This window comes from Erwinia sp. B116, from assembly GCF_002865965.1.
Classification (GTDB): Bacteria; Pseudomonadota; Gammaproteobacteria; order Enterobacterales; family Enterobacteriaceae; genus Erwinia.
Window position 1 is genome coordinate 1 of the sequence record NZ_JRZZ01000048.1, and the last position, 23139, is coordinate 23139.

Here is a 23139-nt window from a genome sequence, read left to right on the forward strand (position 1 = left end):
TTCCGTACAACTGACGTGACCGGTACCATCGAACTGCCAGAAGGCGTAGAGATGGTAATGCCAGGCGACAACATCCAGATGGTTGTTACCCTGATCCACCCAATCGCAATGGACGACGGTCTGCGTTTCGCAATTCGCGAAGGCGGCCGTACCGTTGGTGCAGGTGTTGTTGCTAAAGTTATCGCTTAATTGTGAGACTTGTACTGGCAGAGCCTGCTCTGCCAGAGCACAGAAAAGAGAGCGCTTCGGCGCTCTTTTTTTATGCGATAAATCACGCAGGGTAGTTGCTTTAATCGCGTATGCACGTATAATACGCGGGCCTGCCAATATGGTAAGGCGCGATTCAATATGAATTGCAGGTCGTTGCGAAAGCAGTGACCAACAATACTCGCGATATGCGGGTTATGTGCTTAACGATTACACTCTTCCATCAATCGTAATGGATATGAGTAGTAATTCTTTTCGTTTATAAATAATTGGAGCTCTGGTCTCATGCAGAACCAAAGAATCCGTATCCGTCTTAAAGCGTTTGATCATCGTCTGATCGATCAATCAACTGCGGAAATCGTAGAGACTGCCAAGCGCACTGGTGCGCAGGTACGTGGTCCTATCCCGCTGCCGACCCGCAAAGAGCGCTTTACCGTTCTGATCTCCCCGCACGTCAACAAAGACGCGCGCGATCAGTATGAAATTCGCACTCACAAGCGTCTGGTTGACATCGTTGAGCCAACTGAAAAAACGGTTGATGCTCTGATGCGTCTGGATCTGGCTGCAGGTGTTGACGTGCAGATCAGCCTGGGTTAATCAGGTCATTGAGCGATTGAGAGGTTGAAACAATGATTGGTTTAGTCGGTAAAAAAGTGGGCATGACTCGTATCTTCACTGAAGATGGCGTTTCTATCCCAGTAACCGTGATCGAAATTGAAGCAAACCGCGTGACTCAGGTTAAAGGCCTGGCGAACGACGGCTACACCGCTGTTCAGGTAACTACCGGTGCTAAAAAAGCAAACCGTGTAACTAAGCCTGAAGCAGGTCATTTTGCTAAAGCTGGCGTTGAAGCTGGCCGTGGTCTGTGGGAATTCCGTACCGCCGAAGGCGAAGAATTCACCGTAGGTCAGAGCATTAACGTTGACATTTTCGCTGATGTGAAAAAAGTTGACGTGACTGGTACATCTAAAGGTAAAGGTTTTGCCGGTACTGTTAAGCGCTGGAACTTCCGTACCCAGGATGCTACCCACGGTAACTCCTTGTCCCACCGCGTTCCGGGTTCTATCGGTCAGAACCAGACTCCGGGCAAAGTGTTCAAAGGCAAGAAAATGGCAGGCCAGCTGGGTAACGAACGTGTAACCGTTCAGAGCCTGGATGTGGTACGCGTTGACGCTGAGCGCAACCTGCTGCTGGTTAAAGGTGCAGTTCCCGGTGCTACCGGTAGCGACCTGATCGTTAAACCAGCTGTTAAGGCGTAAGGGGATAGCAATGGAATTAGTATTGAAAGACGCGCAAAGCGCGCTGACTGTTTCCGAAACTACCTTCGGTCGTGATTTCAACGAAGCGCTGGTACACCAGGTTGTTGTTGCTTATGCAGCAGGTGCTCGTCAGGGTACTCGTGCTCAGAAGACTCGTGCTGAAGTAACTGGTTCAGGCAAAAAGCCATGGCGCCAGAAAGGTACCGGCCGCGCTCGTGCAGGTTCTGTTAAGAGCCCAATCTGGCGTTCAGGTGGTGTGACCTTTGCTGCGAAGCCACAGGACCACAGTCAAAAAGTAAACAAAAAGATGTACCGCGGCGCGCTGAAAAGCATCCTGTCCGAACTGGTACGTCAAGAACGTCTGATCGTTGTCGAGCAGTTCTCTCTGGAAGCGCCTAAAACTAAGCTGCTGGTAGAGAAACTGAAAGACATGGCTCTGGAAGACGTGCTGATCATCACTGGCGAACTGGAAGAGAACCTGTTCCTGGCCGCACGTAACCTGTACAAGGTTGACGTACGTGATGCAGCGGGTATCGACCCAGTTAGCCTGATCGCCTTCGACAAAGTCGTTATGACTGCTGATGCAGTTAAGCAAGTTGAGGAGATGCTGGCATGATCCGTGAAGAACGTCTGCTGAAAGTACTGCGCGCGCCGCACGTATCTGAAAAAGCATCTGCTGCGATGGAAAAAACTAACACCATCGTTCTCAAAGTTGCGAAAGACGCGACCAAAGCAGAAATCAAAGCCGCTGTGCAGAAACTTTTCGAAGTGGAAGTAGAAACCGTGAACACCTTGCTGGTTAAAGGCAAGACTAAGCGTTCAGGTCAGCGTATTGGTCGTCGTAGCGACTGGAAAAAAGCTTACGTCACCCTGAAAGAAGGCCAGAATCTGGACTTCGCAGGCGGCGCTGAGTAAGTCGGAGGAGAAGAACAATGGCAATTGTTAAATGTAAACCGACATCTCCGGGTCGTCGCCACGTAGTTAAAGTGGTAAACGCGGAGCTGCACAAGGGCAAACCATTCGCCCCGCTGGTTGAGAAAAACAGCAAATCCGGCGGCCGTAACAACAATGGTCGCATCACTACCCGTCATATCGGTGGTGGTCACAAGCAGGCTTACCGTATTGTTGACTTCAAACGCAACAAAGATGGTATCCCAGCGACCGTTGAACGTCTTGAGTACGATCCGAACCGCTCTGCGAACATCGCACTGGTTCTGTACAAAGATGGTGAGCGCCGTTACATCCTGGCCCCTAAAGGCCTGAAAGCTGGCGATCAGATTCAGTCTGGCGTTGATGCTGCGATTAAAGCGGGTAACACCCTGCCAATGCGTAACATCCCAGTGGGTTCTACCGTTCACAACGTAGAAATGAAACCAGGCAAAGGCGGTCAGATTGCTCGCTCAGCTGGTACTTACGTGCAGATCGTTGCGCGTGATGGTTCTTACGTTACCCTGCGTCTGCGTTCTGGTGAAATGCGTAAAGTCGAAATCGACTGCCGCGCGACCCTGGGCGAAGTCGGTAACTCGGAGCACATGCTTCGCGTTCTGGGTAAAGCCGGTGCAACTCGTTGGCGTGGTGTTCGTCCTACCGTTCGCGGTACTGCGATGAACCCAGTCGATCACCCGCACGGTGGTGGTGAGGGTAAAAACTTTGGTAAGCACCCGGTAACTCCGTGGGGCGTTCAGACCAAAGGTAAGAAAACCCGCAGCAACAAGCGTACTGATAAATTTATCGTACGTCGCCGTAGCAAATAATTTTAGAGGATAAGCCATGCCACGTTCTCTCAAGAAAGGTCCTTTTATTGACCTGCACTTGCTGAAGAAGGTAGAGAAAGCTTTGGAAAGCGGAGACAAGAAGCCACTGCGCACTTGGTCCCGTCGTTCAACGATCTTCCCTAACATGATCGGTTTGACCATCGCTGTCCATAATGGTCGTCAGCACGTTCCTGTCTTTGTTTCCGACGAAATGGTCGGTCACAAACTGGGTGAATTTGCACCGACTCGTACTTATCGCGGCCACGCGGCAGATAAGAAAGCCAAGAAACGCTAACAGGAGGAAGAGATGGAAACTATCGCTAAACATCGCCACGCTCGTTCTTCTGCCCAGAAGGTTCGCCTGGTAGCAGATCTTGTACGCGGTAAGAAAGTGTCGCAGGCTCTGGATATTCTGACCTACACCAATAAGAAAGCTGCTGTATTGGTTAAGAAAGTCCTGGAATCTGCCATTGCTAACGCCGAACACAACGATGGCGCTGACATTGATGATCTGAAAGTCACGAAGATCTTCGTAGACGAAGGCCCAAGCATGAAGCGCATTATGCCTCGTGCAAAAGGTCGTGCAGATCGCATCCTGAAGCGCACCAGCCACATTACTGTGGTTGTGTCCGATCGCTGAGACTCTGGAGACTAGCAATGGGTCAGAAAGTACATCCTAATGGTATTCGCCTGGGTATTGTTAAACCCTGGAACTCTACCTGGTTCGCAAATACCAAAGAATTCGCTGACAACCTGGACAGCGACTTTAAAGTTCGTCAGTTCCTGACCAAGGAACTGTCTAAAGCATCCGTCTCTCGTATCGTTATCGAGCGTCCGGCTAAGAGCATCCGTGTGACCATTCACACCGCTCGTCCTGGCATCGTTATCGGTAAGAAAGGTGAAGATGTAGAAAAACTGCGCAAGGTCGTCGCGGATATCGCTGGCGTTCCTGCACAGATTAATATCGCCGAAGTCCGTAAACCGGAGCTGGACGCTAAGCTGGTTGCTGACAGCATCACTTCACAGCTGGAGCGTCGTGTGATGTTCCGTCGTGCTATGAAGCGTGCTGTACAGAACGCAATGCGTCTGGGCGCTAAAGGGATTAAAGTTGAAGTTAGTGGCCGTCTGGGCGGTGCAGAAATCGCGCGTACCGAATGGTACCGTGAAGGCCGCGTGCCACTGCACACTCTGCGTGCAGACATTGACTACAACACCTCTGAAGCCCACACCACTTATGGTGTAATCGGCGTTAAGGTATGGATCTTCAAAGGTGAGATCCTGGGTGGTATGGCTGCTGTTGAACAACCGGAACCGGCTGCTCAACCTAAAAAGCAGCAGCGTAAAGGCCGTAAGTAAGGAGAGTCGCTGATGTTACAACCAAAGCGTACAAAATTCCGTAAAGTGCACAAAGGCCGCAACCGTGGTCTGGCGCAGGGTACGGATGTTAGCTTCGGTACTTTCGGTCTGAAAGCTGTTGGCCGTGGTCGTCTGACTGCACGTCAGATCGAAGCAGCACGTCGTGCTATGACCCGTGCAGTTAAGCGTCAAGGTAAAATTTGGATCCGTGTATTCCCGGACAAACCAATTACCGAGAAGCCGCTGGAAGTGCGTATGGGTAAAGGTAAAGGTAACGTGGAGTATTGGGTTGCCTTGATCCAGCCAGGTAAAGTCCTGTATGAAATGGACGGTGTTCCGGAAGAGCTGGCCCGTGAAGCATTCAAGCTGGCAGCAGCAAAACTGCCTATCAAAACCACCTTTGTAACTAAGACGGTGATGTAATGAAAGCAACTGAGCTGCGTGAAAAAAGCGTTGAAGAGCTTAACACTGAGCTGCTTAATCTGCTGCGTGAGCAATTTAACCTGCGCATGCAGGCAGCATCTGGCCAACTTCAACAGACTCATGTCCTGAAGAATGTTCGTCGTGATGTTGCACGCGTTAAGACTTTACTGACTGAGAAGGCGGGTGCGTAATGACCGATAAAATCCGTACTCTGCAAGGTCGTGTGACTAGTGACAAAATGGAGAAATCCATCGTTGTCTCTATCGAACGTGTTGTGAAACACCCAATCTACGGGAAGTTCATCAAGCGTACGACCAAACTGCACGTACACGACGAGAACAACGAATGTGGTATCGGCGACGTGGTTGAAATCCGCGAATGCCGTCCACTGTCCAAGACTAAGTCCTGGACGCTGGTTCGCGTTGTAGAGAAAGCGATTCTGTAATAGAATTCGCCTTCTCTAAAAATAAGATGAACGGCTCGACAGGGCCGTTCATTTTTTCTACCCATATGCGAGAAGTGGTGTTATAATGCCGCGCCCTCAATTGTGGGGCTTTTAATCGACCTGAATCAGGTCCCGAAGTAGTAGTTGACATTAGCGGAGCACTAAAATGATCCAAGAACAGACTATGCTGACCGTCGCCGACAACTCCGGTGCACGTCGCGTAATGTGTATCAAGGTTCTGGGTGGCTCGCACCGTCGCTACGCAGGCGTAGGCGACATCATCAAAATTACCATCAAGGAAGCAATTCCTCGCGGTAAGGTTAAGAAGGGTGATGTGCTGAAAGCGGTAGTGGTGCGCACCAGGAAGGGTGTTCGTCGCCCGGACGGTTCTGTCATTCGCTTCGATGGTAATGCATGCGTTATTTTAAACAATAACAGCGAGCAGCCTATCGGAACGCGTATTTTTGGGCCGGTAACTCGTGAACTTCGTACTGAAAAGTTCATGAAAATTATCTCTCTGGCACCAGAAGTACTCTAAGGAGCGAAAAATGGCAGCTAAAATCCGTCGCGATGACGAAGTTATCGTTCTTACCGGTAAAGATAAAGGTAAGCGCGGTAAAGTAAAAAATGTTCTGTCTGCAGGAAAACTGATCGTTGAAGGTATCAACCTGGTGAAGAAACATCAGAAGCCGGTTCCGGCTCTGAACCAACCAGGTGGCATCGTTGAAAAAGAAGCTGCTATTCAGGTTTCTAACGTTGCGCTGTTCAACTCGGCAACCGGTAAGGCTGACCGTGTAGGCTTTAGATTCGAAGACGGCAAAAAAGTCCGTTTCTTCAAGTCTAATAGTGAAACTATCAAGTAATTTGGAGTAGTACGATGGCGAAACTGCATGATTACTACAAAGACGAAGTAGTTAAAAAACTCATGACTGAGTTTAGCTACAATTCTGTCATGCAAGTCCCTCGGGTCGAGAAGATCACCCTGAACATGGGTGTTGGTGAAGCGATCGCTGACAAGAAACTGCTGGATAACGCAGCAGCTGACCTGGCAGCAATCTCCGGCCAAAAGCCGTTTATCACCAAAGCACGCAAATCAGTTGCAGGCTTCAAAATCCGTCAGGGCTATCCGATCGGCTGTAAAGTAACTCTGCGTGGCGAACGCATGTGGGAGTTCTTTGAGCGTCTGATCTCTATTGCTGTTCCACGTATTCGTGACTTCCGCGGCCTGTCTGCTAAGTCATTCGATGGTCGTGGTAACTACAGCATGGGCGTTCGTGAGCAGATCATCTTCCCAGAAATCGACTACGATAAAGTCGATCGCGTTCGTGGTTTGGATATCACCATTACCACTACTGCGAAATCTGACGATGAAGGCCGTGCACTGCTGGCTGCTTTTGACTTCCCGTTCCGCAAGTAAGGTAGGGTTACTTCATGGCTAAGCAATCGATGAAGGCACGCGAAGTTGTTCGCGTAAAACTGGCTGATAAATACCGCGCTAAACGCGAGGAATTGAAAGCTATCATCTCTAGTGTGAACTCATCCGACGAAGATCGTTGGAATGCTGTTCTCAAGCTGCAAACTCTGCCGCGTGATTCCAGCCCGTCCCGTCAGCGTAACCGCTGCCGCCAGACTGGTCGTCCACATGGTTATGTGGGCAAATTCGGGTTGAGCCGTATCAAGCTGCGTGAAGCCGCCATGCGCGGTGAAGTGCCTGGCTTGAAAAAGGCTAGCTGGTAATTACCAATTGAATCACGGGAGTAAATACAGATGAGCATGCAAGATCCGATCGCGGATATGCTGACCCGTATCCGTAACGGTCAGGCCGCTAACAAAGTTGCGGTCACCATGCCTTCCTCCAAGCTGAAAGTGGCAATTGCTGCTGTGCTGAAAGAAGAAGGCTATGTCGAAGAATTTAAAGTTGTAGGCGACATCAAGCAAGAACTGGAACTGACTCTTAAGTATTTCCAGGGCAAAGCTGTGGTAGAGAGCATTCAGCGTGTTAGCCGTCCAGGTCTGCGCATTTATAAGCGCAAAGACGAACTGCCAAAAGTTATGGCTGGACTGGGTATCGCTGTTATTTCTACCTCTAAAGGTGTTATGACCGATCGTGCAGCGCGCCAAGCTGGTCTTGGTGGCGAAATTATCTGCTACGTAGCTTAATCGGAGGAAACTAATGTCTCGTGTTGCTAAAGCACCTGTCGTTATTCCTGCCGGCGTAGAGGTAAAACTCGACGGTCAGGTAATTTCGATTAAAGGTAAAAACGGCGAGCTGACTCGTACTATTAACAGCGCTGTTGAAGTTAAGCATGCTGACAACGTCCTGACTTTCGCTCCGCGCGAAGGTTTTTCAGACGCTTGGGCGCAGGCTGGTACTTCTCGTGCCCTGCTGAACGGTATGGTTATCGGTGTTACCGAAGGCTTCACTAAGAAGCTGCAGCTGGTTGGTGTAGGTTATCGTGCAGCCATCAAAGGCAACGCAGTGAGTTTAGCTCTTGGCTTCTCTCACCCAGTTGAGCATGCGCTGCCAGCGGGGATCACTGCTGAATGTCCAACTCAGACTGAAATCGTGCTGAAAGGCGCTGATAAACAGCTGATTGGTCAGGTTGCAGCAGATCTGCGCGCCTACCGTCGTCCTGAGCCTTATAAAGGCAAGGGTGTTCGTTACGCCGACGAAGTCGTGCGTACCAAAGAGGCTAAGAAGAAGTAAGGTAACACTATGGATAAGAAATCTGCTCGTATCCGTCGTGCGACCCGCGCACGTCGCAAGCTCAAAGAGCTGGGTGCTACTCGCCTGGTGGTACATCGTACCCCGCGTCATATTTACGCACAGGTAATCGCACCTAACGGTTCTGAAATCCTGGTGGCTGCTTCTACAGTAGAAAAAGCTATCAGTGAGCAACTGAAGTACACTGGAAACAAAGACGCTGCTGCTGCTGTTGGTAAAGCAGTTGCTGAACGCGCAATCGAAAAAGGCATCACTGGTGTTTCTTTCGACCGTTCTGGTTTCCAATATCATGGTCGTGTCCAGGCACTGGCAGATGCTGCCCGTGAAGCTGGCCTACAGTTCTAAGGTAGAGGTGTAAGATGGCACACATCGAAAAACAAGCTGGCGAACTGCAGGAAAAGCTGATCGCGGTAAATCGCGTATCTAAAACCGTAAAAGGTGGTCGTATTTTCTCCTTCACAGCTCTGACTGTTGTTGGTGACGGTAATGGCCGCATCGGTTTTGGTTACGGTAAAGCGCGTGAAGTTCCAGCAGCGATCCAGAAAGCGATGGAAAAAGCCCGTCGCAATATGATTAACGTCGCGCTGAACAACGGCACCCTGCAGCACCCTGTTAAAGGCGTGCACACAGGTTCTCGCGTGTTCATGCAGCCTGCTTCTGAAGGTACCGGTATCATTGCCGGCGGTGCAATGCGCGCCGTTCTGGAAGTCGCTGGGGTTCATAACGTTCTGGCTAAAGCCTACGGTTCCACCAACCCGATTAACGTGGTTCGTGCAACTCTGGATGGCCTGGCCAACATGAATTCTCCAGAGATGGTTGCTGCCAAGCGTGGCAAATCCGTTGAAGACATTCTGGGGTAATGACCATGGCTAAGACTATTAAAATTACTCAAACCCGTAGTTCGATCGGCCGTCTGCCTAAACATAAGGCAACGCTGCTTGGCCTGGGTCTGCGTCGTATTAACCACACCGTAGAGCGCGAAGACACGCCAGCTGTACGCGGCATGGTTAACGCGATTTCCTACATGGTTAAAGTGGAGGAGTAACAGATGCGTTTAAATACTCTGTCTCCGGCCGACGGTTCTAAGCACGCTTCCAAGCGTCTGGGTCGTGGTATCGGTTCTGGCCTCGGTAAAACCGGCGGTCGTGGTCACAAAGGTCAGAACTCTCGTTCTGGCGGTGGCGTACGTCGTGGGTTCGAAGGCGGCCAGATGCCTCTGTACCGTCGTCTGCCGAAGTTCGGTTTCACCTCGCGTAAAGCAATGGTGACAACTGAAGTTCGTCTGTCTGACCTGGCGAAAGTTGAAGGCGGCATCGTCGACCTGAACACGCTGAAAGCGGCAAACATTATCGGTATTCAGATTGAGTTCGCGAAAGTGATCCTGTCTGGTGAAGTTTCTGTACCGGTAACAATCCGCGGTCTGCGTGTGACCAAAGGCGCTCGTGTTGCAATCGAAGCTGCCGGCGGGAAAATTGAGGAATAAGTAGCAGATGGCTAAACAACCGGGATTAGATTTTCAAAGTGCCAAAGGGGGTTTTGGCGAACTGAAACGCAGACTTCTGTTTGTGATCGGGGCGCTGATTGTTTTCCGTATTGGCTCTTTTATTCCAATCCCTGGTATTGATGCCACTGTACTTGCCAAGTTGCTTGAGCAACAGCGTGGCACCATCATTGAGATGTTTAACATGTTCTCTGGTGGTGCTCTGAGCCGTGCTTCTATCTTTGCCCTGGGTATTATGCCGTACATTTCGGCCTCTATTATTATCCAGCTGCTGACGGTGGTTCATCCCGCGTTAGCTGAAATCAAGAAAGAAGGGGAGGCTGGCCGTCGTAAGATAAGCCAGTACACCCGTTACGGTACTCTGGTACTCGGTATATTCCAGGCGGTCGGTATTGCTACCGGCCTGCCGAATATGCCTGGAATGCAAGGTCTGGTGTTAAACCCTGGCTTCGCCTTCTACTTTACCGCTGTTGTCAGCCTGGTCACCGGAACCATGTTCCTGATGTGGCTGGGTGAGCAGATTACTGAACGAGGTATCGGCAACGGTATCTCGATCATAATCTTCGCGGGTATCGTTGCGGGTCTACCGCCGGCCATTGGCCATACCATCGAGCAAGCGCGGCAAGGCGACCTGCACTTCCTCCTGTTGCTGTTGGTTGCAGTTCTCGTATTTGCAGTGACCTTCTTCGTTGTTTTCGTTGAGCGTGGTCAACGCCGCATTGTGGTGAACTATGCGAAACGTCAGCAAGGCCGTCGTGTCTATGCTGCGCAGAGCACACATTTACCGTTGAAAGTGAATATGGCCGGGGTTATCCCAGCGATCTTCGCCTCCAGCATCATTCTGTTCCCGGCAACCATCGCGTCATGGTTCGGGGGCGGTACGGGCTGGAACTGGTTGACAACTATTTCGATGTATTTGCAACCAGGTCAGCCGCTTTATGTGTTACTCTATGCGACTGCAATCATCTTCTTCTGTTTCTTCTACACAGCGTTGGTGTTCAACCCACGTGAAACAGCAGATAACCTGAAGAAGTCTGGTGCATTTGTACCAGGTATTCGTCCGGGAGAACAAACGGCGAAGTACATCGATAAAGTAATGACGCGTTTAACCCTTATCGGGGCGCTGTACATTACCTTTATCTGCCTGATCCCGGAGTTCATGCGTGATGCGATGAAAGTTCCATTCTACTTCGGCGGTACATCACTGCTGATCGTAGTGGTTGTCATCATGGACTTTATGGCTCAAGTGCAAACTCTGATGATGTCTAGTCAGTACGAGTCTGCATTGAAGAAAGCAAACCTGAAGGGCTACGGCCGTTAATTCAGGCGCTTGAGAAGTTACGGAGAGTAAAAATGAAAGTTCGTGCTTCCGTCAAGAAATTATGTCGTAACTGCAAAATCATCCGTCGCGACGGCGTCGTACGTGTGATCTGCAGCGCCGAGCCAAAGCATAAACAGCGCCAAGGCTGATTTAATCGCATATTTTTCTTGCAAAGTTGGGTTGAGCTGGCTAGATTAGCCAGCCAATCTTTTGTATGTCTATGCGTTTCCATTTGAGTATCCTGAAAACGGGCTTTTCGGCATGGGACGCATAAGTAATTTAATAGGAGTGCATAGTGGCCCGTATAGCAGGCATTAACATTCCTGATCAGAAACATACCGTTATTGCATTAACTGCAATCTTCGGCATCGGTAAAACCCGCTCACAGGCTATCTGTGCAGCAACGGGTATTGCTGAAAATGTTAAGATCAGAGAGCTGTCTGAAGAGCAAATCGACATTCTGCGTGACGCTGTTGCAAAGTATGTTGTTGAAGGCGATCTGCGTCGTGAAATTACCCTGAGCATCAAGCGTCTTATGGACCTTGGCTGCTATCGTGGTTTACGCCATCGTCGTGGTCTTCCAGTACGCGGTCAGCGTACCAAGACCAACGCACGTACCCGTAAGGGTCCGCGTAAACCGATCAAGAAATAATCGGGGTGATTGAATAATGGCAAAGGCACCAGTTCGTGCACGTAAGCGTGTAAGAAAGCAAGTCTCTGATGGCGTGGCTCATGTCCATGCATCTTTCAACAACACCATCGTCACTATTACCGATCGTCAGGGTAATGCGCTGGGTTGGGCAACAGCCGGTGGTTCCGGTTTCCGTGGTTCTCGTAAATCTACGCCGTTCGCTGCACAGGTTGCTGCTGAACGTTGCGCAGAGGCCGTGAAAGATTACGGTATTAAGAACTTGGAAGTTATGGTTAAGGGTCCAGGTCCAGGCCGCGAATCAACGATTCGTGCTCTGAACGCTGCTGGTTTCCGCATCACTAATATTACTGATGTGACTCCGATCCCTCACAACGGTTGTCGTCCGCCGAAAAAACGTCGCGTATAACGCCCCGTTTTTTAGGAATGTTGGAGAAAGAAAATGGCAAGATATTTGGGTCCTAAGCTCAAGCTGAGCCGTCGTGAAGGCACAGACCTGTTCCTTAAGTCTGGCGTTCGCGCGATTGATACCAAGTGTAAGATTGAACAAGCTCCTGGTCAGCACGGTGCGCGCAAGCCACGTCTGTCTGACTATGGCGTACAGTTACGTGAAAAGCAGAAAGTTCGTCGTATCTACGGCGTGCTGGAGCGTCAGTTCCGTAACTATTATAAAGAAGCAGCACGTCTGAAAGGCAACACCGGTGCAAACCTGTTAGCTCTGCTGGAAGGTCGTCTGGATAACGTTGTTTACCGTATGGGCTTTGGCGCCACTCGTGCAGAAGCACGTCAGCTGGTTAGCCACAAATCTGTTATGGTAAACGGTCGCGTTGTCAGCATCGCTTCTTATCAGGTAACTCCGAATGACGTTGTTAGCATCCGTGAGAAAGCCAAAAAGCAGTCTCGCGTGAAAGCCGCTCTGGAGCTGGCTGAGCAGCGTGAAAAGCCAACCTGGCTGGAAGTTGATGCGACTAAGATGGAAGGTGTGTTCAAGCGTATTCCTGAACGTACCGATCTGTCTGCGGACATTAACGAACACCTGATCGTCGAGCTTTACTCCAAGTAAGGCTTAGTACCAAAGAGAGGACACAATGCAGGGTTCTGTGACAGAGTTTCTAAAACCGCGCCTGGTAGATATCGAGCAAGTGAGTTCGACGCACGCCAAGGTGACCCTTGAGCCTTTAGAGCGTGGCTTTGGCCATACTCTTGGTAACGCGCTGCGCCGTATTCTGCTTTCATCAATGCCGGGTTGCGCGGTGACCGAGGTTGAAATTGATGGTGTACTGCATGAGTACAGCACCAAAGAGGGTGTACAGGAAGATATCCTGGAAATCCTGCTCAACCTTAAAGGTTTGGCGGTAAGAGTTCAGGGCAAAGATGAAGTTATTCTTACTCTGAATAAATCTGGCATTGGCCCTGTGACTGCAGCCGATATCACCCATGATGGTGATGTCGAAATCGTCAAGCCGCAGCACCTGATCTGCCATCTGACCGATGAGAACGCCGCTATCAGCATGCGTATCAAAGTTCAGCGTGGTCGTGGTTATGTGCCGGCGTCTGCCCGAATTCATTCGGAAGAAGATGAGCGCCCGATCGGTCGTCTGTTAGTCGACGCCTGCTACAGCCCTGTAGAGCGTATTGCCTACAATGTTGAAGCAGCGCGTGTTGAACAGCGTACTGACCTGGACAAGCTGGTCATCGAAATGGAAACCAACGGCACTATCGATCCTGAAGAAGCGATCCGCCGTGCGGCTACCATCCTGGCAGAACAACTTGAAGCTTTCGTTGACTTACGTGATGTTCGTCAGCCGGAAGTTAAAGAAGAGAAACCAGAATTCGATCCGATCTTGCTGCGCCCTGTTGACGATCTGGAATTGACTGTCCGCTCTGCTAACTGCCTTAAGGCAGAAGCTATCCACTACATCGGTGATCTGGTACAGCGTACCGAGGTTGAGCTGCTTAAAACGCCTAACCTTGGTAAAAAATCTCTTACTGAGATTAAAGATGTGCTGGCTTCTCGTGGTCTGTCTCTGGGCATGCGCCTGGAAAACTGGCCGCCAGCTAGCATTGCTGATGAATAACCCGATCACAGGTTAAGGTTTCACTGAGAAGGATAAGGTCATGCGCCATCGTAAGAGTGGTCGTCAACTGAACCGCAACAGCAGCCATCGTCAGGCTATGTTCCGCAACATGGCTGGCTCTTTGGTTCGTCACGAGATTATCAAGACGACCCTGCCAAAAGCGAAAGAGCTGCGTCGCGTAGTTGAGCCGCTGATTACTCTTGCCAAGACCGACAGCGTAGCTAATCGTCGTCTGGCATTCGCCCGTACTCGTGATAACGAGATCGTGGCAAAACTGTTTAACGAGCTGGGCCCGCGTTTCGCGAGCCGTGCCGGTGGTTACACTCGCATTCTGAAGTGTGGCTTCCGCGCTGGTGACAACGCTCCGATGGCTTACATCGAGCTGGTTGATCGTCCAGAAGCTCAAGCAGAAGCTGCTGCAGAGTAATCTGTAGTTGCAACGTAAAAAAACCGGGCTTGCCCGGTTTTTTTATATCCAAAATTCCTCTGCTCGTCATCTCCCCCGAAACTGCGCTATGCTAACCCACTCTTTTACCCAGGCAGCCATGTCGAATATCGGCCGGCTATCAGGCTAACCTGTTCCGCAGGGAAAACCGCTTGCGTTTCACTGAGGAGAAGTTATGTACCGCATCGGGCAACTGGCAAATCTGGCTGACGTCACGCCGGACACCATTCGTTTCTATGAGAAGCAACAGATGATGGATCATCAGGTTCGTACTGAGGGCGGCTTTAGGCTTTACAGTGAGAACGACCTGCAGCGACTGAAGTTTATTCGCTATGGTCGTCAGCTGGGTTTCACCCTGGAGGCGATCCGCGAACTGCTGTCGATCCGCGTCGACCCTGAGCATCATACCTGTCAGGAGTCGAAATCGATCGTACAGAAGCGTCTGAACGAGGTGGAGAGCATGATCGCCGAGCTGCAGCATATGCACCGTTCGCTGACGCGGCTCAATGATGCCTGCTGCGGCACCGCGCACAGCAGCCGGTACTGTTCTATTCTGGAAGCTCTCGAGCAGGGGGCCAGCACATCAAATGCTAAAGCGGCAGATTGAAATTCAGCGAATAGCGGACTATATTTATCGCCGCTAATCACACAAAGGAGAGATCCATGACCCGCTATCAACACAAGAAAGGCATTATCCGCGATAACGCACTTGAAGCCCTGTTGCATGACCCGTTGTATAAAATCAGAGTTGAAGAAAATCAGAAGGGCAAAGGCAGCTACCGGCGCAAAGCAAAACACGCACAGAAAGGTAACTGGGAGGCCAGTGGTAAAGCCGCTAACAGCGACGTTACCACTGGCCTTCTGCTTTCTCAGGCAAAAAAAACGCCAGCTCTCAGACTGGCGGTTTTACTGACAGGCTGACCGGTTATTACAGCGGTTTGTTATTCTGTTCTTTCAGCAGGTCGCGGATTTCTGACAGCAGGGTCTCTTCCGCTGAAGGTTTGGCTACCGGTTTCTCGACTTCTTTCTTTTTATAGAGCCTGTTCATCAGCTTGATGGCCATGAAGATGGCAAACGCAACGATAACAAAATCAAACACCGTCTGCAGGAACGCACCATACTCCATCACCACGGCCGGGGTGGCGCCATCAGCGGGCTTAAGCACCCAGCTAAACTGTTTAAAGTCGACACCACCGATCAGCAACCCCAGCGGCGGCATAATGATATTTGCTACCAGTGATGAGACGATCTTGCCAAACGCGGCTCCGATAATGACACCCACCGCCAGATCGACGACGTTGCCACGCATCGCGAAATCGCGAAACTCTTTGAATAAACTCATGCTTCTCTCCATTCCTGTGCCAATGATACAAGTCTAACAAACGATCGCACTTTTTCCATAACGTGAAAAGATTAATCCTTAACGCCCGCCCAGTCCCGAACTGCCAACTGCCTGGGTCGCGATTACAGAAAGAACGGACTGGGCTGAAACAGACGCTCAACATCAGGGACGAATTTTTTATCGGTCAGGAACATGATCACATGATCGCCCTGCTCAATGCGCAGATCGTTACTGGCGATCATCACATCGTTACCGCGCACCACGCCGCCGATGATGGTGCCCGGTGGGAGTTTGATCTCTTCGATCATCCGGCCCACCACCCGCGAGGTGGACTCTTCACCGTGGGCAATCGCCTCGATCGCTTCCGCCACACCGCGGCGTAGGGAAGAGACGCCGACGATATCTGCTTTACGCACATGGCTCAGCAGAGCCGAAATGGTGGCCTGCTGCGGGGAGATGGCAATGTCGATCACGCTGCCCTGCACCAGGTCAACATAGGCGCGGCGCTGGATCAGCACCATCGCTTTCTTCGCTCCCATCCGCTTGGCGAGCATCGCGGACATGATGTTGGCCTCGTCATCGTTGGTGATGGCGATAAACAGATCGATCTGATCGATATGCTCTTCGGCCAACAGCTCCTGATCCGAGGCGTCGCCGTAAAACACGATGGTGTTCTGCAGGTTCTCTGCCAGTTCTGCGGCACGTTGCTGGTCACGCTCGATCAGCTTCACGCTGTAGTTTTTCTCCAGCCGCTGCGCCAGGCCAAAGCCGATGTTGCCGCCGCCGACGATCATTATGCGCTTATAAGGCTTCTCCAGACGTTGATACTCACTCATCACCGCCCGAATGTGCTGGCTGGCGGCGATAAAGAATACTTCATCCCCGGCCTCGATCACCGTCGATCCCTGCGGGCGGATCGGACGGTCCTGGCGAAAGATTGCCACCACGCGGGTATCAATGTGTGGCATATGATCGCGCATGATCGACAGGGCGTTCCCCACCAGTGGCCCACCGTAGTAGGCTTTGACGACCGCAAGGCTGACTTTGCCTTCGGCAAAGTTAACCACCTGCAGCGCACCCGGATACTCGATCAGCCGGTAGATATTGTCGATCACCAGCTGTTCGGGAGAGATCAGATGGTCGATCGGCACGGCTTCAGGGATAAACAGCTTATCTGCGGCGCGGATGTAGTCCGGCGCGCGGATACGGGCGATGCGGTTTGGGGTGTTAAACAGCGAATAAGCAACCTGACAGGCGATCATATTGGTTTCGTCAGAGTTGGTCACGGCAACCAGCATGTCGGCATCTTCCGCGCCGGCGTCCCGCAGCACGCGTGGATGCGAACCATGGCCCTGAACCACCCGCAGATCAAACTTATCCTGCAGCTGGCGCAGACGAAGAGGGTCTGTGTCGACCACGGTAATATCGTTGTTTTCACCGACAAGGTTCTCTGCGAGCGTACCGCCAACCTGTCCTGCGCCAAGAATGATAATTTTCATGATATTCAGTCTGTCTGGTGATCGTGCGGGTTATGGCACCGCGGGACGGTGCCATCTCTGTTACTGTTTTATCAACTTAGCGTAGTAGAAGCCATCACCGCCTTCCGGCTGTGGGAACACCTGAATGCCCGGCTGCTGCTGGGTGCCGGTTTCCGTCAGTCGGGCATCGGCGTGGCGCTGCAGAAATGCGCTTATCTGCAGGTGATTCTCTTCCGGCAAAATTGAGCAGGTGGCGTAAAGCAGAGTGCCGCCGGTTTTCAGGTGCGGCCAGACCGCATCGAGGATCTGCTGCTGCAGCGCGGCCAGTTCAGGAATATCGCGATCGCGGCGCAGCCATTTGATATCCGGATGGCGACGAATCACACCGGTGGCCGAACAGGGGGCATCCAGTAAGATACGGTCGAACTGCCGATCGCCACACCATTCTGCCGGCGTGCGGCCGTCTCCCTGCTTAACCTCTGCCTGCATAGCCAGCCGCTGCAGGTTCTCACTGACCCTGGCCAGGCGCTGAGCATCCACATCGACCGCCATCACCTGAGCCTGAGGTGCCGCCTCCAGAATATGGGTGGTTTTTCCGCCCGGCGCGGCGCAGAGGTCGAGAATTGACTCGCCGTTCTGCGGATCGAGCAGGGCAACGCAGCCCTGAGCGGAGGCATCCTGTACCGTGACCCAGCCCTGCTCAAATCCCGGCAGCTGGCTGACGGCGCACGGTGCCTCCAGGCGCAGCGCATCCGCGTGCTCAGGGTGAGCAAACGCCTGTTTGCCGCTCTCCTGCAGCAGCTGCAGCCAGGCGTCACGGGTGTGGTGCTGGCGGTTAACGCGCAGCCACATCGGTGGGCGCTGGTTATTAGCCTCGACGATCTGCTGCCACTCTGCAGGCCAGGCCCGTTGCAGCCGTTCCAGCAGCCATTTCGGATGCAGATAGCGCTGCTCGCCGACGTTCATCTGCTGTGTAAGCTCTTCCTGCTGGCGCTGGAACTGACGCAGAACGCCGTTGATCAACCCTTTTAACTGCGGTCGCTTAAGGCTTACCGCCCCCTCGACGGTTTCCGCCAGTGCGGCATGCGCCGGAATGCGGGTAAACATCAGCTGATACAGGCCTACCATAATCAGGAAGTGCAGCACCCGCTGCTTGCCGGTCATCGGGCGGGACATCAGCCTGTTGACGATCCCCTCCAGCTGCGGCAGCGTACGCAGCACGCCGTAGCACAGCTCCTGTAACAGAGCACTGTCTTTCTCGCCCACGCTTTTCTGTGCGGCAGGCAGCACGTTACTGAGAGACTGCCCTTGCTCAATGACTTTTTCGAGAGTCTGCGCGGCAACGCTGCGTAAATTGATCTTTGTTTTCATAGTGAGATTCGCAAGTCAAACGGCCCGGCAATGCTGCCGGGCGGGGGGATCAGGCAATGATATTGCCAGGCGTAAACCATTCACGGCGGGAGTTAAGCAGGTCCTGAGCTTTCATCGCTTTTTTACCTGCGGGTTGCAGCTCTTCAATATTCAGCACGCCATTCGCGGTCACCACCTGAATGCCCTGCTTATCTGCCTGCAGAATTTCGCCCGGCTGATGGCCGCTGACCGCAGGCAGCACCGAGGCTTTCCAGACTTTAACCGGCTGTTCATCAATGATGAAATAGCTGACCGGCCACGGGTTAAACGCACGGACGCAGCGCTCCAGCTGGGCGGCAGACAGCGACCAGTCCAGACGCGCTTCCTCTTTACTCAGCTTCTCAGCGTAGCTGACCCGCGCTTCGTCCTGCACTTCTACCTCTGCGGTGCCGTCGGCTAACTGCTGCAGCGTGGTGAGCATGCCGGCCGGCCCAAGCTGTGCCAGCTTGTCATACAGCGTGGCGCTGGTATCGGTTGGCTCAATCGGCAGCGCCAGCTTATGCAGCATATCGCCAGTATCGAGGCCAACGTCCATCTGCATGATGGTCACGCCCGTTTCGGCATCACCGGCCCACAGTGAGCGTTGGATCGGGGCGGCACCACGCCACAGCGGCAGCAGCGAACCGTGGACGTTGATGCAGCCAAGCCGCGGCATCTCCAGCACGGCTTTCGGCAGAATCAGGCCATAGGCCACTACCACCATCACGTCAGCGTTCAGCTGGGCGACCAGCTGCTGGTTCTCTTCGGGGCGTAGAGACTTAGGCTGATACACCGGGATCTGATGCTGCTCAGCCAGTTGTTTAACCGGGCTGGCAGTCAGCTTATTGCCGCGGCCGGCGGGGCGATCGGGCTGAGTAAATACGCCGACGATCTGGTGCCCGGAAGACAACAGCGCGTCAAGATGACGCGCTGCAAAGTCAGGGGTGCCGGCAAAAATGATTTTTAACGATTCGGACACGGTGTTCCCTTTAGTCAAGGCTCTCAGTCACGGGCATTCTGGCGATACAGTTTTTCGAGCTTCTGACGGATGCGCTGACGCTTCATCGGCGAGAGATAATCAATAAACAGTTTACCGACCAGGTGATCCATTTCGTGCTGAATGCAGATCGCAAGCAGGCCATCGGCCTCCAGCTCAAAGCTGTTGCCATCACGGTCTAACGCGCGGATCTTAACTTTCTCTGAACGCGGTACCAGCGCACGCTGTTCCGGGATCGACAGGCAGCCCTCTTCGATGCCGGTTTCGCCGCTCTGTTCCAGCAGTTCCGGGTTAATTAACACCAGCGGCTGGTCGTGATTCTCTGAGACGTCAATCACGATAATACGCTGGTGAATATCGACCTGAGTAGCGGCAAGACCGATGCCTTCTTCGGCCTTCATCGTTTCAAACATATCATCAACGATACGCTGAATATCGGCGTTTACTGCCTTAACCGGGGTCGCGACGATGCGCAGGCGATCGTCAGGAAAATGTAATACCTGCAAAACTGACATAACGTTCCAGATCTGTATTCAAGGGATGAAAGAATTATTCGTCGTATTGTAGACATTTCAGTCGGTGATTGACAGCATTCACCGCAGGGAACCTTCCGCCGGAAGGGGCAAATCAGGGAAGAGACGATGTTGCCAGTCGAGTGTGCCTTGCGATTATCCGGGGTGGCGGGATTATCCAGCCTTCGTCGCCTGCATTTGCTGGACAAACTAGTGCCGTTGCACCGGCCTGCGGGTGTGGAGCTGGCAGCAGCGGGTCTGTCTGTCGAGCAGCAGCGGGCATTCCTGGATTATGACCCTCGCATCATCGAACAAACGCTGGCGTGGCTGGAAACGGACGGCAACGTTTTCCTGACTGCCAACGACCCCCGCTACTCCGACCGGCTGAGAAACATCAGTAATTTCCCGTTGATGTTATTCGTGCAGGGTGATGCGGCACTGCTATCGTCGCCACAGCTGGCGGTGGTCGGTAGCCGCAACTGTTCCCATTATGGCCGCGAGTGGGGCAGCTGGTTCTGCCAGGCGCTGGCGCTGAGTGGGCTGACCATCACCAGCGGCCTGGCGCTGGGCGTTGACAGCGTGGCGCATCGTGCGGCGCTGGAGGTACAGGGAAAAACGCTGGCGGTGTTGGGGTGCGGGCTGAGCACCATCTATCCTGCTCGCAACCGGCTGCTGGCCCGCCAGATTGTCGACGCCGGGGGCACGCTGGTCTCGGAATTTCCTCTGCACCTGCCGCCAGTGGCCAGCCATTTTCCCCGCCGTAACCGGATCATCAGCGGGTTAAGTCTGGGCGTGCTGGTGGTGGAAGCGGCGATGCGCAGCGGGTCGCTGGTGACGGCACGGCTGGCGCTGGAGCAAAACCGCGACATTTTCGCGCTGCCAGGCGCGCTGGGAAACCCCGGTAGTGAAGGAACCCACTGGCTTATTCAACAGGGGGCGTTGCTGGTTGCCCATCCAAATAATATTATTGAACAGTTACAGAGCGATTTGGCCTGGTTGCCCGAACGGCCACAGTTGGTAAACATTTCCACAGAGAGTGGCATTCCTTCATTGCCATTTCCCGAGCTGTTGGCTAACGTAGGAGATGAGGTTACACCTGTTGACGTCGTCGCTGAACGTGCCGGCCAACCTGTGCCAGCCATCGTAGCTAAGCTGCTTGAGCTGGAGTTAGCAGGGTGGATCGCAGCTGTACCCGGCGGCTATGTCCGATTGAGGAGGGCAAGCCATGTTCGACGTTCTAATGTACTTATTTGAAACCTATATCCATAGCGATGCCGAAATGCGCGTCGATCAGGATAAGCTGACTGATGATTTAACCGACGCCGGTTTTCATCGTGAAGATATTTATAATGCGTTGAACTGGTTGGAAAAGCTGGGAGATTATCAGGATGGTCTGGTCGCTCCGATTCAGCTGGCATCCGATCCGCTGTCTATGCGTATCTACACCGAGGAAGAGGGCCATCGTTTAGATGCCAATTGTCGCGGCTTTATTCTGTTCCTTGAGCAAATTCAGGTGCTGAATCTGGACACCCGCGAAATGGTTATCGAACGTATTATGGCGCTGGATACCCTCGAGTTTGATCTGGACGATCTCAAATGGGTGGTGCTGATGGTGCTGTTTAACATCCCGGGATGTGAAAATGCCTACCAGCAAATGGAAGAGCTACTTTTCGACGTCAATGAAGGTACACTGCACTGAAGATTGATCGGGTGTAGACAACGTTATGAACAAAACAGCGCTTTTCGCTGTGCACAAAAATGATCCCTGCCCCCAGTGTGGGGCAGAGCTGGTTATTCGCTCCGGAAAACACGGTGCCTTTATGGGCTGCTCACACTACCCGGAGTGCGACTTCATTCGCCCACTTCAGCGTCAGGCTGACGGGCACATCATTAAAGTACTTGAGGGACAGTTCTGTCCTGCATGCGGTGCCGAACTGGCACTGCGGCAGGGGCGCTACGGCATGTTTATCGCCTGCAGCCGCTATCCCGAATGCGATCACACCGAAACCATCGATAAACCGGATGAGACTACGCTCGCCTGCCCGCAGTGTTCCAGCGGCAAGCTGGTGCAGCGGCGCTCGCGCTACGGCAAAACCTTCCACGCCTGCGACCGTTATCCGGATTGTCAGTTTGCGGTGAATTTTACCCCGCAGGAAGGGGAGTGCGCGTACTGCCATTTCCCGTTGCTGATTGAAAAGAAAACGGCCAGAGGCGTGAAGCGTTTTTGCGCCAGTAAAGCCTGTGGAAAACCCGTCATAGCAGGAAACAGTAGTGAAGATGAATCACGTGAATGACTCTTTATCGCAGTGCGTGGCGCAGCTGCGCCAGTCAGCGGTTATTGCCTACCCGACAGAAGCGGTGTTTGGTTTAGGCTGTGACCCCGACAGCGAAGCGGCGGTAATGCAACTGCTGGCGCTGAAACGACGCCCGGTGGAGAAGGGGTTGATCCTGATCGCCGCGGATTATCAGCAGCTGATGCCCTATATTGCCGATGAGCGGCTCACCCCTGAGCAACGCCAGCGTATGTTTTCCCGCTGGCCTGGCCCGGTGACCTGGGTACTGCCGGCAAGGGCGGATACGCCGCGCTGGCTGACCGGGCGGTTTAGCTCACTGGCGGTGCGCGTGAGCGATCATGCCGGCGTGGTTGAACTGTGCCAGGCCTTCGGTAAACCGCTGGTCTCTACCAGTGCCAATCTGACAGGTCTTGAGCCGTGCCGCAACGTGGCTGAAGTGCGGGCTCAGTTCGGTGACGATTTCCCGGTGCTGGTGGCAGAAACCGGCGGCCGTCAGAATCCTTCGGAAATTCGTGATGTCATCACCGGTGACCTTATTCGTCAGGGATAAAATACGATGTCCTCATTTGTAGTGTTCGGCAATCCGATTAATCACAGTAAATCTCCGCGCATCCATCAGCTGTTTGCTGAACAGACCGCGATTCCCCATCCTTACGATCGTCTGTGCGCACCGGTGGATGGCTTTGCGGCCAGCGTGGCTGAATTCATCGCGGCGGGCGGCGGCGGTGCCAACGTGACGCTACCGTTTAAGCAGCAGGCGTTCGAGCTGGCCGATGAGCTGACCGAGCGTGCGGCGCTGGCCGGTGCGGTGAACACGCTGAAGAAGCTGGACGATGGCCGTCTGCTCGGTGACAACACCGACGGTATTGGCCTGTTAAGCGATCTTCAGCGCCAGCAGCTGATCCGGTCCGGCGATCGGATCCTGCTGATTGGGGCGGGAGGGGCCGCGCGCGGCGTGATCCTG

At 52.9% G+C, this 23139-nt stretch carries 40 protein-coding genes and 1 pseudogene; 36 read left to right on the forward strand and 5 right to left on the reverse strand.

The window, feature by feature from the left end:
* The 31 genes and pseudogenes from tuf to NV64_RS20515 all read left to right on the forward strand — a co-directional run.
* A pseudogene (gene tuf, locus NV64_RS20365) lies at nucleotides 1–189 on the forward strand (elongation factor Tu); the annotation flags it as partial.
* 303 nt (nucleotides 190–492) lie between these two features.
* Nucleotides 493–804 (forward strand): 30S ribosomal protein S10, encoded by a 312-nt coding sequence (rpsJ, locus tag NV64_RS20370; protein WP_001181005.1) that lies wholly within the window; start codon nucleotides 493–495, stop codon nucleotides 802–804.
* Between the two features lie 32 nt (nucleotides 805–836).
* Complete coding sequence (gene rplC / locus NV64_RS20375) at nucleotides 837–1466, forward strand: 50S ribosomal protein L3 (RefSeq protein WP_056232452.1); 630 nt, start codon at nucleotides 837–839, stop codon at nucleotides 1464–1466.
* A 10-nt stretch (nucleotides 1467–1476) separates the two neighbouring features.
* Nucleotides 1477–2082 (forward strand): 50S ribosomal protein L4, encoded by a 606-nt coding sequence (gene rplD / locus NV64_RS20380; RefSeq protein ID WP_056232449.1) that lies wholly within the window; start codon nucleotides 1477–1479, stop codon nucleotides 2080–2082.
* Nucleotides 2079–2381, forward strand: coding sequence for a 50S ribosomal protein L23 (rplW, locus tag NV64_RS20385; protein WP_056232446.1), 303 nt, complete (start codon nucleotides 2079–2081; stop codon nucleotides 2379–2381). The genes rplD and rplW overlap by 4 nt, the downstream gene beginning before the upstream one ends.
* A 17-nt stretch (nucleotides 2382–2398) precedes the next feature.
* Nucleotides 2399–3220, forward strand: coding sequence for a 50S ribosomal protein L2 (gene rplB / locus NV64_RS20390; RefSeq protein ID WP_056232443.1), 822 nt, complete (start codon nucleotides 2399–2401; stop codon nucleotides 3218–3220).
* A gap of 16 nt (nucleotides 3221–3236) precedes the next feature.
* The gene (gene rpsS, locus NV64_RS20395; protein WP_004160590.1) at nucleotides 3237–3515 is read left to right on the forward strand and encodes a 30S ribosomal protein S19; all 279 of its coding nucleotides are present in this window, start codon (nucleotides 3237–3239) and stop codon (nucleotides 3513–3515) included.
* A 12-nt stretch (nucleotides 3516–3527) separates the two neighbouring features.
* The gene (gene rplV, locus NV64_RS20400; RefSeq protein ID WP_000447532.1) at nucleotides 3528–3860 is read left to right on the forward strand and encodes a 50S ribosomal protein L22; all 333 of its coding nucleotides are present in this window, start codon (nucleotides 3528–3530) and stop codon (nucleotides 3858–3860) included.
* A gap of 17 nt (nucleotides 3861–3877) precedes the next feature.
* Nucleotides 3878–4576, forward strand: a complete 699-nt coding sequence (gene rpsC, locus NV64_RS20405) for a 30S ribosomal protein S3 (RefSeq protein WP_045854067.1) — start codon at nucleotides 3878–3880, stop codon at nucleotides 4574–4576.
* 12 nt (nucleotides 4577–4588) lie between these two features.
* Nucleotides 4589–4999, forward strand: coding sequence for a 50S ribosomal protein L16 (gene rplP, locus NV64_RS20410; protein WP_002438716.1), 411 nt, complete (start codon nucleotides 4589–4591; stop codon nucleotides 4997–4999).
* Complete coding sequence (rpmC, locus tag NV64_RS20415; RefSeq protein WP_048917635.1) at nucleotides 4999–5190, forward strand: 50S ribosomal protein L29; 192 nt, start codon at nucleotides 4999–5001, stop codon at nucleotides 5188–5190. The genes rplP and rpmC overlap by 1 nt, the downstream gene beginning before the upstream one ends.
* Entirely contained in the window at nucleotides 5190–5444 is a 255-nt protein-coding gene (rpsQ, locus tag NV64_RS20420) for a 30S ribosomal protein S17 (protein ID WP_056232438.1), read from the forward strand. The genes rpmC and rpsQ overlap by 1 nt, the downstream gene beginning before the upstream one ends.
* Nucleotides 5445–5610: 166 nt before the next feature.
* Nucleotides 5611–5982 (forward strand): 50S ribosomal protein L14, encoded by a 372-nt coding sequence (rplN, locus tag NV64_RS20425; protein WP_015960712.1) that lies wholly within the window; start codon nucleotides 5611–5613, stop codon nucleotides 5980–5982.
* Between the two features lie 10 nt (nucleotides 5983–5992).
* The gene (rplX, locus tag NV64_RS20430) at nucleotides 5993–6307 is read left to right on the forward strand and encodes a 50S ribosomal protein L24 (RefSeq protein WP_056232435.1); all 315 of its coding nucleotides are present in this window, start codon (nucleotides 5993–5995) and stop codon (nucleotides 6305–6307) included.
* Between the two features lie 14 nt (nucleotides 6308–6321).
* The gene (gene rplE, locus NV64_RS20435; protein WP_056232433.1) at nucleotides 6322–6861 is read left to right on the forward strand and encodes a 50S ribosomal protein L5; all 540 of its coding nucleotides are present in this window, start codon (nucleotides 6322–6324) and stop codon (nucleotides 6859–6861) included.
* Nucleotides 6862–6875: 14 nt separating this feature from the next.
* Entirely contained in the window at nucleotides 6876–7181 is a 306-nt protein-coding gene (rpsN, locus tag NV64_RS20440; protein ID WP_052902737.1) for a 30S ribosomal protein S14, read from the forward strand.
* Between the two features lie 30 nt (nucleotides 7182–7211).
* Nucleotides 7212–7604, forward strand: a complete 393-nt coding sequence (rpsH, locus tag NV64_RS20445) for a 30S ribosomal protein S8 (RefSeq protein WP_056232430.1) — start codon at nucleotides 7212–7214, stop codon at nucleotides 7602–7604.
* A gap of 13 nt (nucleotides 7605–7617) precedes the next feature.
* Nucleotides 7618–8151, forward strand: coding sequence for a 50S ribosomal protein L6 (gene rplF, locus NV64_RS20450; protein WP_056232427.1), 534 nt, complete (start codon nucleotides 7618–7620; stop codon nucleotides 8149–8151).
* A gap of 9 nt (nucleotides 8152–8160) precedes the next feature.
* Nucleotides 8161–8514: a 50S ribosomal protein L18 gene (rplR, locus tag NV64_RS20455; RefSeq protein WP_056232424.1), complete on the forward strand. Its 354-nt coding sequence runs from the start codon at nucleotides 8161–8163 to the stop codon at nucleotides 8512–8514.
* A gap of 14 nt (nucleotides 8515–8528) precedes the next feature.
* Nucleotides 8529–9029, forward strand: coding sequence for a 30S ribosomal protein S5 (gene rpsE / locus NV64_RS20460; RefSeq protein WP_004160571.1), 501 nt, complete (start codon nucleotides 8529–8531; stop codon nucleotides 9027–9029).
* 5 nt (nucleotides 9030–9034) lie between these two features.
* Entirely contained in the window at nucleotides 9035–9214 is a 180-nt protein-coding gene (rpmD, locus tag NV64_RS20465; protein ID WP_004160569.1) for a 50S ribosomal protein L30, read from the forward strand.
* A 3-nt stretch (nucleotides 9215–9217) separates the two neighbouring features.
* The gene (rplO, locus tag NV64_RS20470; protein ID WP_056232421.1) at nucleotides 9218–9652 is read left to right on the forward strand and encodes a 50S ribosomal protein L15; all 435 of its coding nucleotides are present in this window, start codon (nucleotides 9218–9220) and stop codon (nucleotides 9650–9652) included.
* Between the two features lie 7 nt (nucleotides 9653–9659).
* Nucleotides 9660–10991, forward strand: coding sequence for a preprotein translocase subunit SecY (gene secY / locus NV64_RS20475; RefSeq protein ID WP_056232419.1), 1332 nt, complete (start codon nucleotides 9660–9662; stop codon nucleotides 10989–10991).
* 32 nt (nucleotides 10992–11023) lie between these two features.
* Nucleotides 11024–11140, forward strand: a complete 117-nt coding sequence (gene rpmJ, locus NV64_RS20480) for a 50S ribosomal protein L36 (protein WP_004160566.1) — start codon at nucleotides 11024–11026, stop codon at nucleotides 11138–11140.
* Between the two features lie 146 nt (nucleotides 11141–11286).
* Nucleotides 11287–11643, forward strand: coding sequence for a 30S ribosomal protein S13 (gene rpsM / locus NV64_RS20485; protein WP_056232417.1), 357 nt, complete (start codon nucleotides 11287–11289; stop codon nucleotides 11641–11643).
* A gap of 16 nt (nucleotides 11644–11659) precedes the next feature.
* The gene (gene rpsK, locus NV64_RS20490; RefSeq protein WP_004160563.1) at nucleotides 11660–12049 is read left to right on the forward strand and encodes a 30S ribosomal protein S11; all 390 of its coding nucleotides are present in this window, start codon (nucleotides 11660–11662) and stop codon (nucleotides 12047–12049) included.
* Between the two features lie 33 nt (nucleotides 12050–12082).
* On the forward strand, nucleotides 12083–12703 hold the full coding sequence (gene rpsD, locus NV64_RS20495; protein WP_056232414.1) for a 30S ribosomal protein S4: 621 nt from the start codon (nucleotides 12083–12085) through the stop codon (nucleotides 12701–12703).
* 25 nt (nucleotides 12704–12728) lie between these two features.
* Nucleotides 12729–13718, forward strand: a complete 990-nt coding sequence (rpoA, locus tag NV64_RS20500; RefSeq protein ID WP_056232411.1) for a DNA-directed RNA polymerase subunit alpha — start codon at nucleotides 12729–12731, stop codon at nucleotides 13716–13718.
* Between the two features lie 40 nt (nucleotides 13719–13758).
* Nucleotides 13759–14145, forward strand: a complete 387-nt coding sequence (gene rplQ, locus NV64_RS20505; RefSeq protein ID WP_003850180.1) for a 50S ribosomal protein L17 — start codon at nucleotides 13759–13761, stop codon at nucleotides 14143–14145.
* A 193-nt stretch (nucleotides 14146–14338) separates the two neighbouring features.
* Nucleotides 14339–14770 carry a Zn(2+)-responsive transcriptional regulator gene (gene zntR, locus NV64_RS20510; protein WP_056232409.1) on the forward strand — a complete coding sequence of 144 codons (432 nt, stop codon included), beginning with the start codon at nucleotides 14339–14341 and terminating at the stop codon, nucleotides 14768–14770.
* Between the two features lie 56 nt (nucleotides 14771–14826).
* Nucleotides 14827–15084, forward strand: coding sequence for an alternative ribosome-rescue factor A (locus NV64_RS20515; protein WP_056232406.1), 258 nt, complete (start codon nucleotides 14827–14829; stop codon nucleotides 15082–15084).
* A 7-nt stretch (nucleotides 15085–15091) separates the two neighbouring features.
* Here the strand turns inward: NV64_RS20515 and mscL are convergent, their stop codons facing one another.
* From mscL to def, 5 genes are all read right to left on the reverse strand, one after another.
* On the reverse strand, nucleotides 15092–15505 hold the full coding sequence (gene mscL / locus NV64_RS20520) for a large-conductance mechanosensitive channel protein MscL (protein WP_056232404.1): 414 nt from the start codon (nucleotides 15503–15505) through the stop codon (nucleotides 15092–15094).
* Between the two features lie 122 nt (nucleotides 15506–15627).
* Nucleotides 15628–17004 (reverse strand): Trk system potassium transporter TrkA, encoded by a 1377-nt coding sequence (trkA, locus tag NV64_RS20525; protein ID WP_056232401.1) that lies wholly within the window; start codon nucleotides 17002–17004, stop codon nucleotides 15628–15630.
* Nucleotides 17005–17064: 60 nt separating this feature from the next.
* A complete protein-coding gene (gene rsmB / locus NV64_RS20530; protein WP_056232399.1) occupies nucleotides 17065–18354 on the reverse strand; it encodes a 16S rRNA (cytosine(967)-C(5))-methyltransferase RsmB in 1290 nt (429 codons plus the stop codon).
* A 49-nt stretch (nucleotides 18355–18403) separates the two neighbouring features.
* A complete protein-coding gene (gene fmt, locus NV64_RS20535) occupies nucleotides 18404–19351 on the reverse strand; it encodes a methionyl-tRNA formyltransferase (RefSeq protein ID WP_056232397.1) in 948 nt (315 codons plus the stop codon).
* 23 nt (nucleotides 19352–19374) lie between these two features.
* Complete coding sequence (gene def / locus NV64_RS20540) at nucleotides 19375–19884, reverse strand: peptide deformylase (RefSeq protein WP_056232395.1); 510 nt, start codon at nucleotides 19882–19884, stop codon at nucleotides 19375–19377.
* Nucleotides 19885–20010: 126 nt separating this feature from the next.
* Between def and dprA the strand changes: the two genes are divergently transcribed.
* From dprA to NV64_RS20565, 5 genes are all read left to right on the forward strand, one after another.
* Nucleotides 20011–21135, forward strand: coding sequence for a DNA-protecting protein DprA (gene dprA / locus NV64_RS20545; RefSeq protein WP_101506662.1), 1125 nt, complete (start codon nucleotides 20011–20013; stop codon nucleotides 21133–21135).
* The gene (gene smg, locus NV64_RS20550; protein ID WP_056232390.1) at nucleotides 21107–21580 is read left to right on the forward strand and encodes a DUF494 family protein Smg; all 474 of its coding nucleotides are present in this window, start codon (nucleotides 21107–21109) and stop codon (nucleotides 21578–21580) included. The genes dprA and smg overlap by 29 nt, the downstream gene beginning before the upstream one ends.
* 25 nt (nucleotides 21581–21605) lie before the next feature.
* On the forward strand, nucleotides 21606–22175 hold the full coding sequence (locus NV64_RS20555) for a type I DNA topoisomerase (protein ID WP_056232387.1): 570 nt from the start codon (nucleotides 21606–21608) through the stop codon (nucleotides 22173–22175).
* Complete coding sequence (tsaC, locus tag NV64_RS20560) at nucleotides 22159–22725, forward strand: L-threonylcarbamoyladenylate synthase type 1 TsaC (protein ID WP_199177702.1); 567 nt, start codon at nucleotides 22159–22161, stop codon at nucleotides 22723–22725. The genes NV64_RS20555 and tsaC overlap by 17 nt, the downstream gene beginning before the upstream one ends.
* Nucleotides 22726–22731: 6 nt before the next feature.
* The coding region (locus NV64_RS20565; protein WP_146005528.1) for a shikimate dehydrogenase at nucleotides 22732–23139 on the forward strand (408 nt) is incomplete at its 3' end.

What these genes read in the sequence shown, in the direction of transcription:
- rpsJ (WP_001181005.1), top strand. Translation starts at nt 493, where the DNA reads ATGCAGAACCAAAGAATCCGTATCCGTCTTAAAGCGTTTGATCATCGT.
- rplC (WP_056232452.1), top strand. Translation starts at nt 837, where the DNA reads ATGATTGGTTTAGTCGGTAAAAAAGTGGGCATGACTCGTATCTTCACT.
- rplD (WP_056232449.1), top strand. Translation starts at nt 1,477, where the DNA reads ATGGAATTAGTATTGAAAGACGCGCAAAGCGCGCTGACTGTTTCCGAA.
- rplW (WP_056232446.1), top strand. Translation starts at nt 2,079, where the DNA reads ATGATCCGTGAAGAACGTCTGCTGAAAGTACTGCGCGCGCCGCACGTA.
- rplB (WP_056232443.1), top strand. Translation starts at nt 2,399, where the DNA reads ATGGCAATTGTTAAATGTAAACCGACATCTCCGGGTCGTCGCCACGTA.
- rpsS (WP_004160590.1), top strand. Translation starts at nt 3,237, where the DNA reads ATGCCACGTTCTCTCAAGAAAGGTCCTTTTATTGACCTGCACTTGCTG.
- rplV (WP_000447532.1), top strand. Translation starts at nt 3,528, where the DNA reads ATGGAAACTATCGCTAAACATCGCCACGCTCGTTCTTCTGCCCAGAAG.
- rpsC (WP_045854067.1), top strand. Translation starts at nt 3,878, where the DNA reads ATGGGTCAGAAAGTACATCCTAATGGTATTCGCCTGGGTATTGTTAAA.
- rplP (WP_002438716.1), top strand. Translation starts at nt 4,589, where the DNA reads ATGTTACAACCAAAGCGTACAAAATTCCGTAAAGTGCACAAAGGCCGC.
- rpmC (WP_048917635.1), top strand. Translation starts at nt 4,999, where the DNA reads ATGAAAGCAACTGAGCTGCGTGAAAAAAGCGTTGAAGAGCTTAACACT.
- rpsQ (WP_056232438.1), top strand. Translation starts at nt 5,190, where the DNA reads ATGACCGATAAAATCCGTACTCTGCAAGGTCGTGTGACTAGTGACAAA.
- rplN (WP_015960712.1), top strand. Translation starts at nt 5,611, where the DNA reads ATGATCCAAGAACAGACTATGCTGACCGTCGCCGACAACTCCGGTGCA.
- rplX (WP_056232435.1), top strand. Translation starts at nt 5,993, where the DNA reads ATGGCAGCTAAAATCCGTCGCGATGACGAAGTTATCGTTCTTACCGGT.
- rplE (WP_056232433.1), top strand. Translation starts at nt 6,322, where the DNA reads ATGGCGAAACTGCATGATTACTACAAAGACGAAGTAGTTAAAAAACTC.
- rpsN (WP_052902737.1), top strand. Translation starts at nt 6,876, where the DNA reads ATGGCTAAGCAATCGATGAAGGCACGCGAAGTTGTTCGCGTAAAACTG.
- rpsH (WP_056232430.1), top strand. Translation starts at nt 7,212, where the DNA reads ATGAGCATGCAAGATCCGATCGCGGATATGCTGACCCGTATCCGTAAC.
- rplF (WP_056232427.1), top strand. Translation starts at nt 7,618, where the DNA reads ATGTCTCGTGTTGCTAAAGCACCTGTCGTTATTCCTGCCGGCGTAGAG.
- rplR (WP_056232424.1), top strand. Translation starts at nt 8,161, where the DNA reads ATGGATAAGAAATCTGCTCGTATCCGTCGTGCGACCCGCGCACGTCGC.
- rpsE (WP_004160571.1), top strand. Translation starts at nt 8,529, where the DNA reads ATGGCACACATCGAAAAACAAGCTGGCGAACTGCAGGAAAAGCTGATC.
- rpmD (WP_004160569.1), top strand. Translation starts at nt 9,035, where the DNA reads ATGGCTAAGACTATTAAAATTACTCAAACCCGTAGTTCGATCGGCCGT.
- rplO (WP_056232421.1), top strand. Translation starts at nt 9,218, where the DNA reads ATGCGTTTAAATACTCTGTCTCCGGCCGACGGTTCTAAGCACGCTTCC.
- secY (WP_056232419.1), top strand. Translation starts at nt 9,660, where the DNA reads ATGGCTAAACAACCGGGATTAGATTTTCAAAGTGCCAAAGGGGGTTTT.
- rpmJ (WP_004160566.1), top strand. Translation starts at nt 11,024, where the DNA reads ATGAAAGTTCGTGCTTCCGTCAAGAAATTATGTCGTAACTGCAAAATC.
- rpsK (WP_004160563.1), top strand. Translation starts at nt 11,660, where the DNA reads ATGGCAAAGGCACCAGTTCGTGCACGTAAGCGTGTAAGAAAGCAAGTC.
- rpsD (WP_056232414.1), top strand. Translation starts at nt 12,083, where the DNA reads ATGGCAAGATATTTGGGTCCTAAGCTCAAGCTGAGCCGTCGTGAAGGC.
- rpoA (WP_056232411.1), top strand. Translation starts at nt 12,729, where the DNA reads ATGCAGGGTTCTGTGACAGAGTTTCTAAAACCGCGCCTGGTAGATATC.
- rplQ (WP_003850180.1), top strand. Translation starts at nt 13,759, where the DNA reads ATGCGCCATCGTAAGAGTGGTCGTCAACTGAACCGCAACAGCAGCCAT.
- zntR (WP_056232409.1), top strand. Translation starts at nt 14,339, where the DNA reads ATGTACCGCATCGGGCAACTGGCAAATCTGGCTGACGTCACGCCGGAC.
- NV64_RS20515 (WP_056232406.1), top strand. Translation starts at nt 14,827, where the DNA reads ATGACCCGCTATCAACACAAGAAAGGCATTATCCGCGATAACGCACTT.
- mscL (WP_056232404.1), bottom strand. Translation starts at nt 15,505, where the DNA reads ATGAGTTTATTCAAAGAGTTTCGCGATTTCGCGATGCGTGGCAACGTC.
- trkA (WP_056232401.1), bottom strand. Translation starts at nt 17,004, where the DNA reads ATGAAAATTATCATTCTTGGCGCAGGACAGGTTGGCGGTACGCTCGCA.
- rsmB (WP_056232399.1), bottom strand. Translation starts at nt 18,354, where the DNA reads ATGAAAACAAAGATCAATTTACGCAGCGTTGCCGCGCAGACTCTCGAA.
- def (WP_056232395.1), bottom strand. Translation starts at nt 19,884, where the DNA reads ATGTCAGTTTTGCAGGTATTACATTTTCCTGACGATCGCCTGCGCATC.
- dprA (WP_101506662.1), top strand. Translation starts at nt 20,011, where the DNA reads ATGTTGCCAGTCGAGTGTGCCTTGCGATTATCCGGGGTGGCGGGATTA.
- smg (WP_056232390.1), top strand. Translation starts at nt 21,107, where the DNA reads ATGTTCGACGTTCTAATGTACTTATTTGAAACCTATATCCATAGCGAT.
- NV64_RS20555 (WP_056232387.1), top strand. Translation starts at nt 21,606, where the DNA reads ATGAACAAAACAGCGCTTTTCGCTGTGCACAAAAATGATCCCTGCCCC.
- tsaC (WP_199177702.1), top strand. Translation starts at nt 22,159, where the DNA reads ATGAATCACGTGAATGACTCTTTATCGCAGTGCGTGGCGCAGCTGCGC.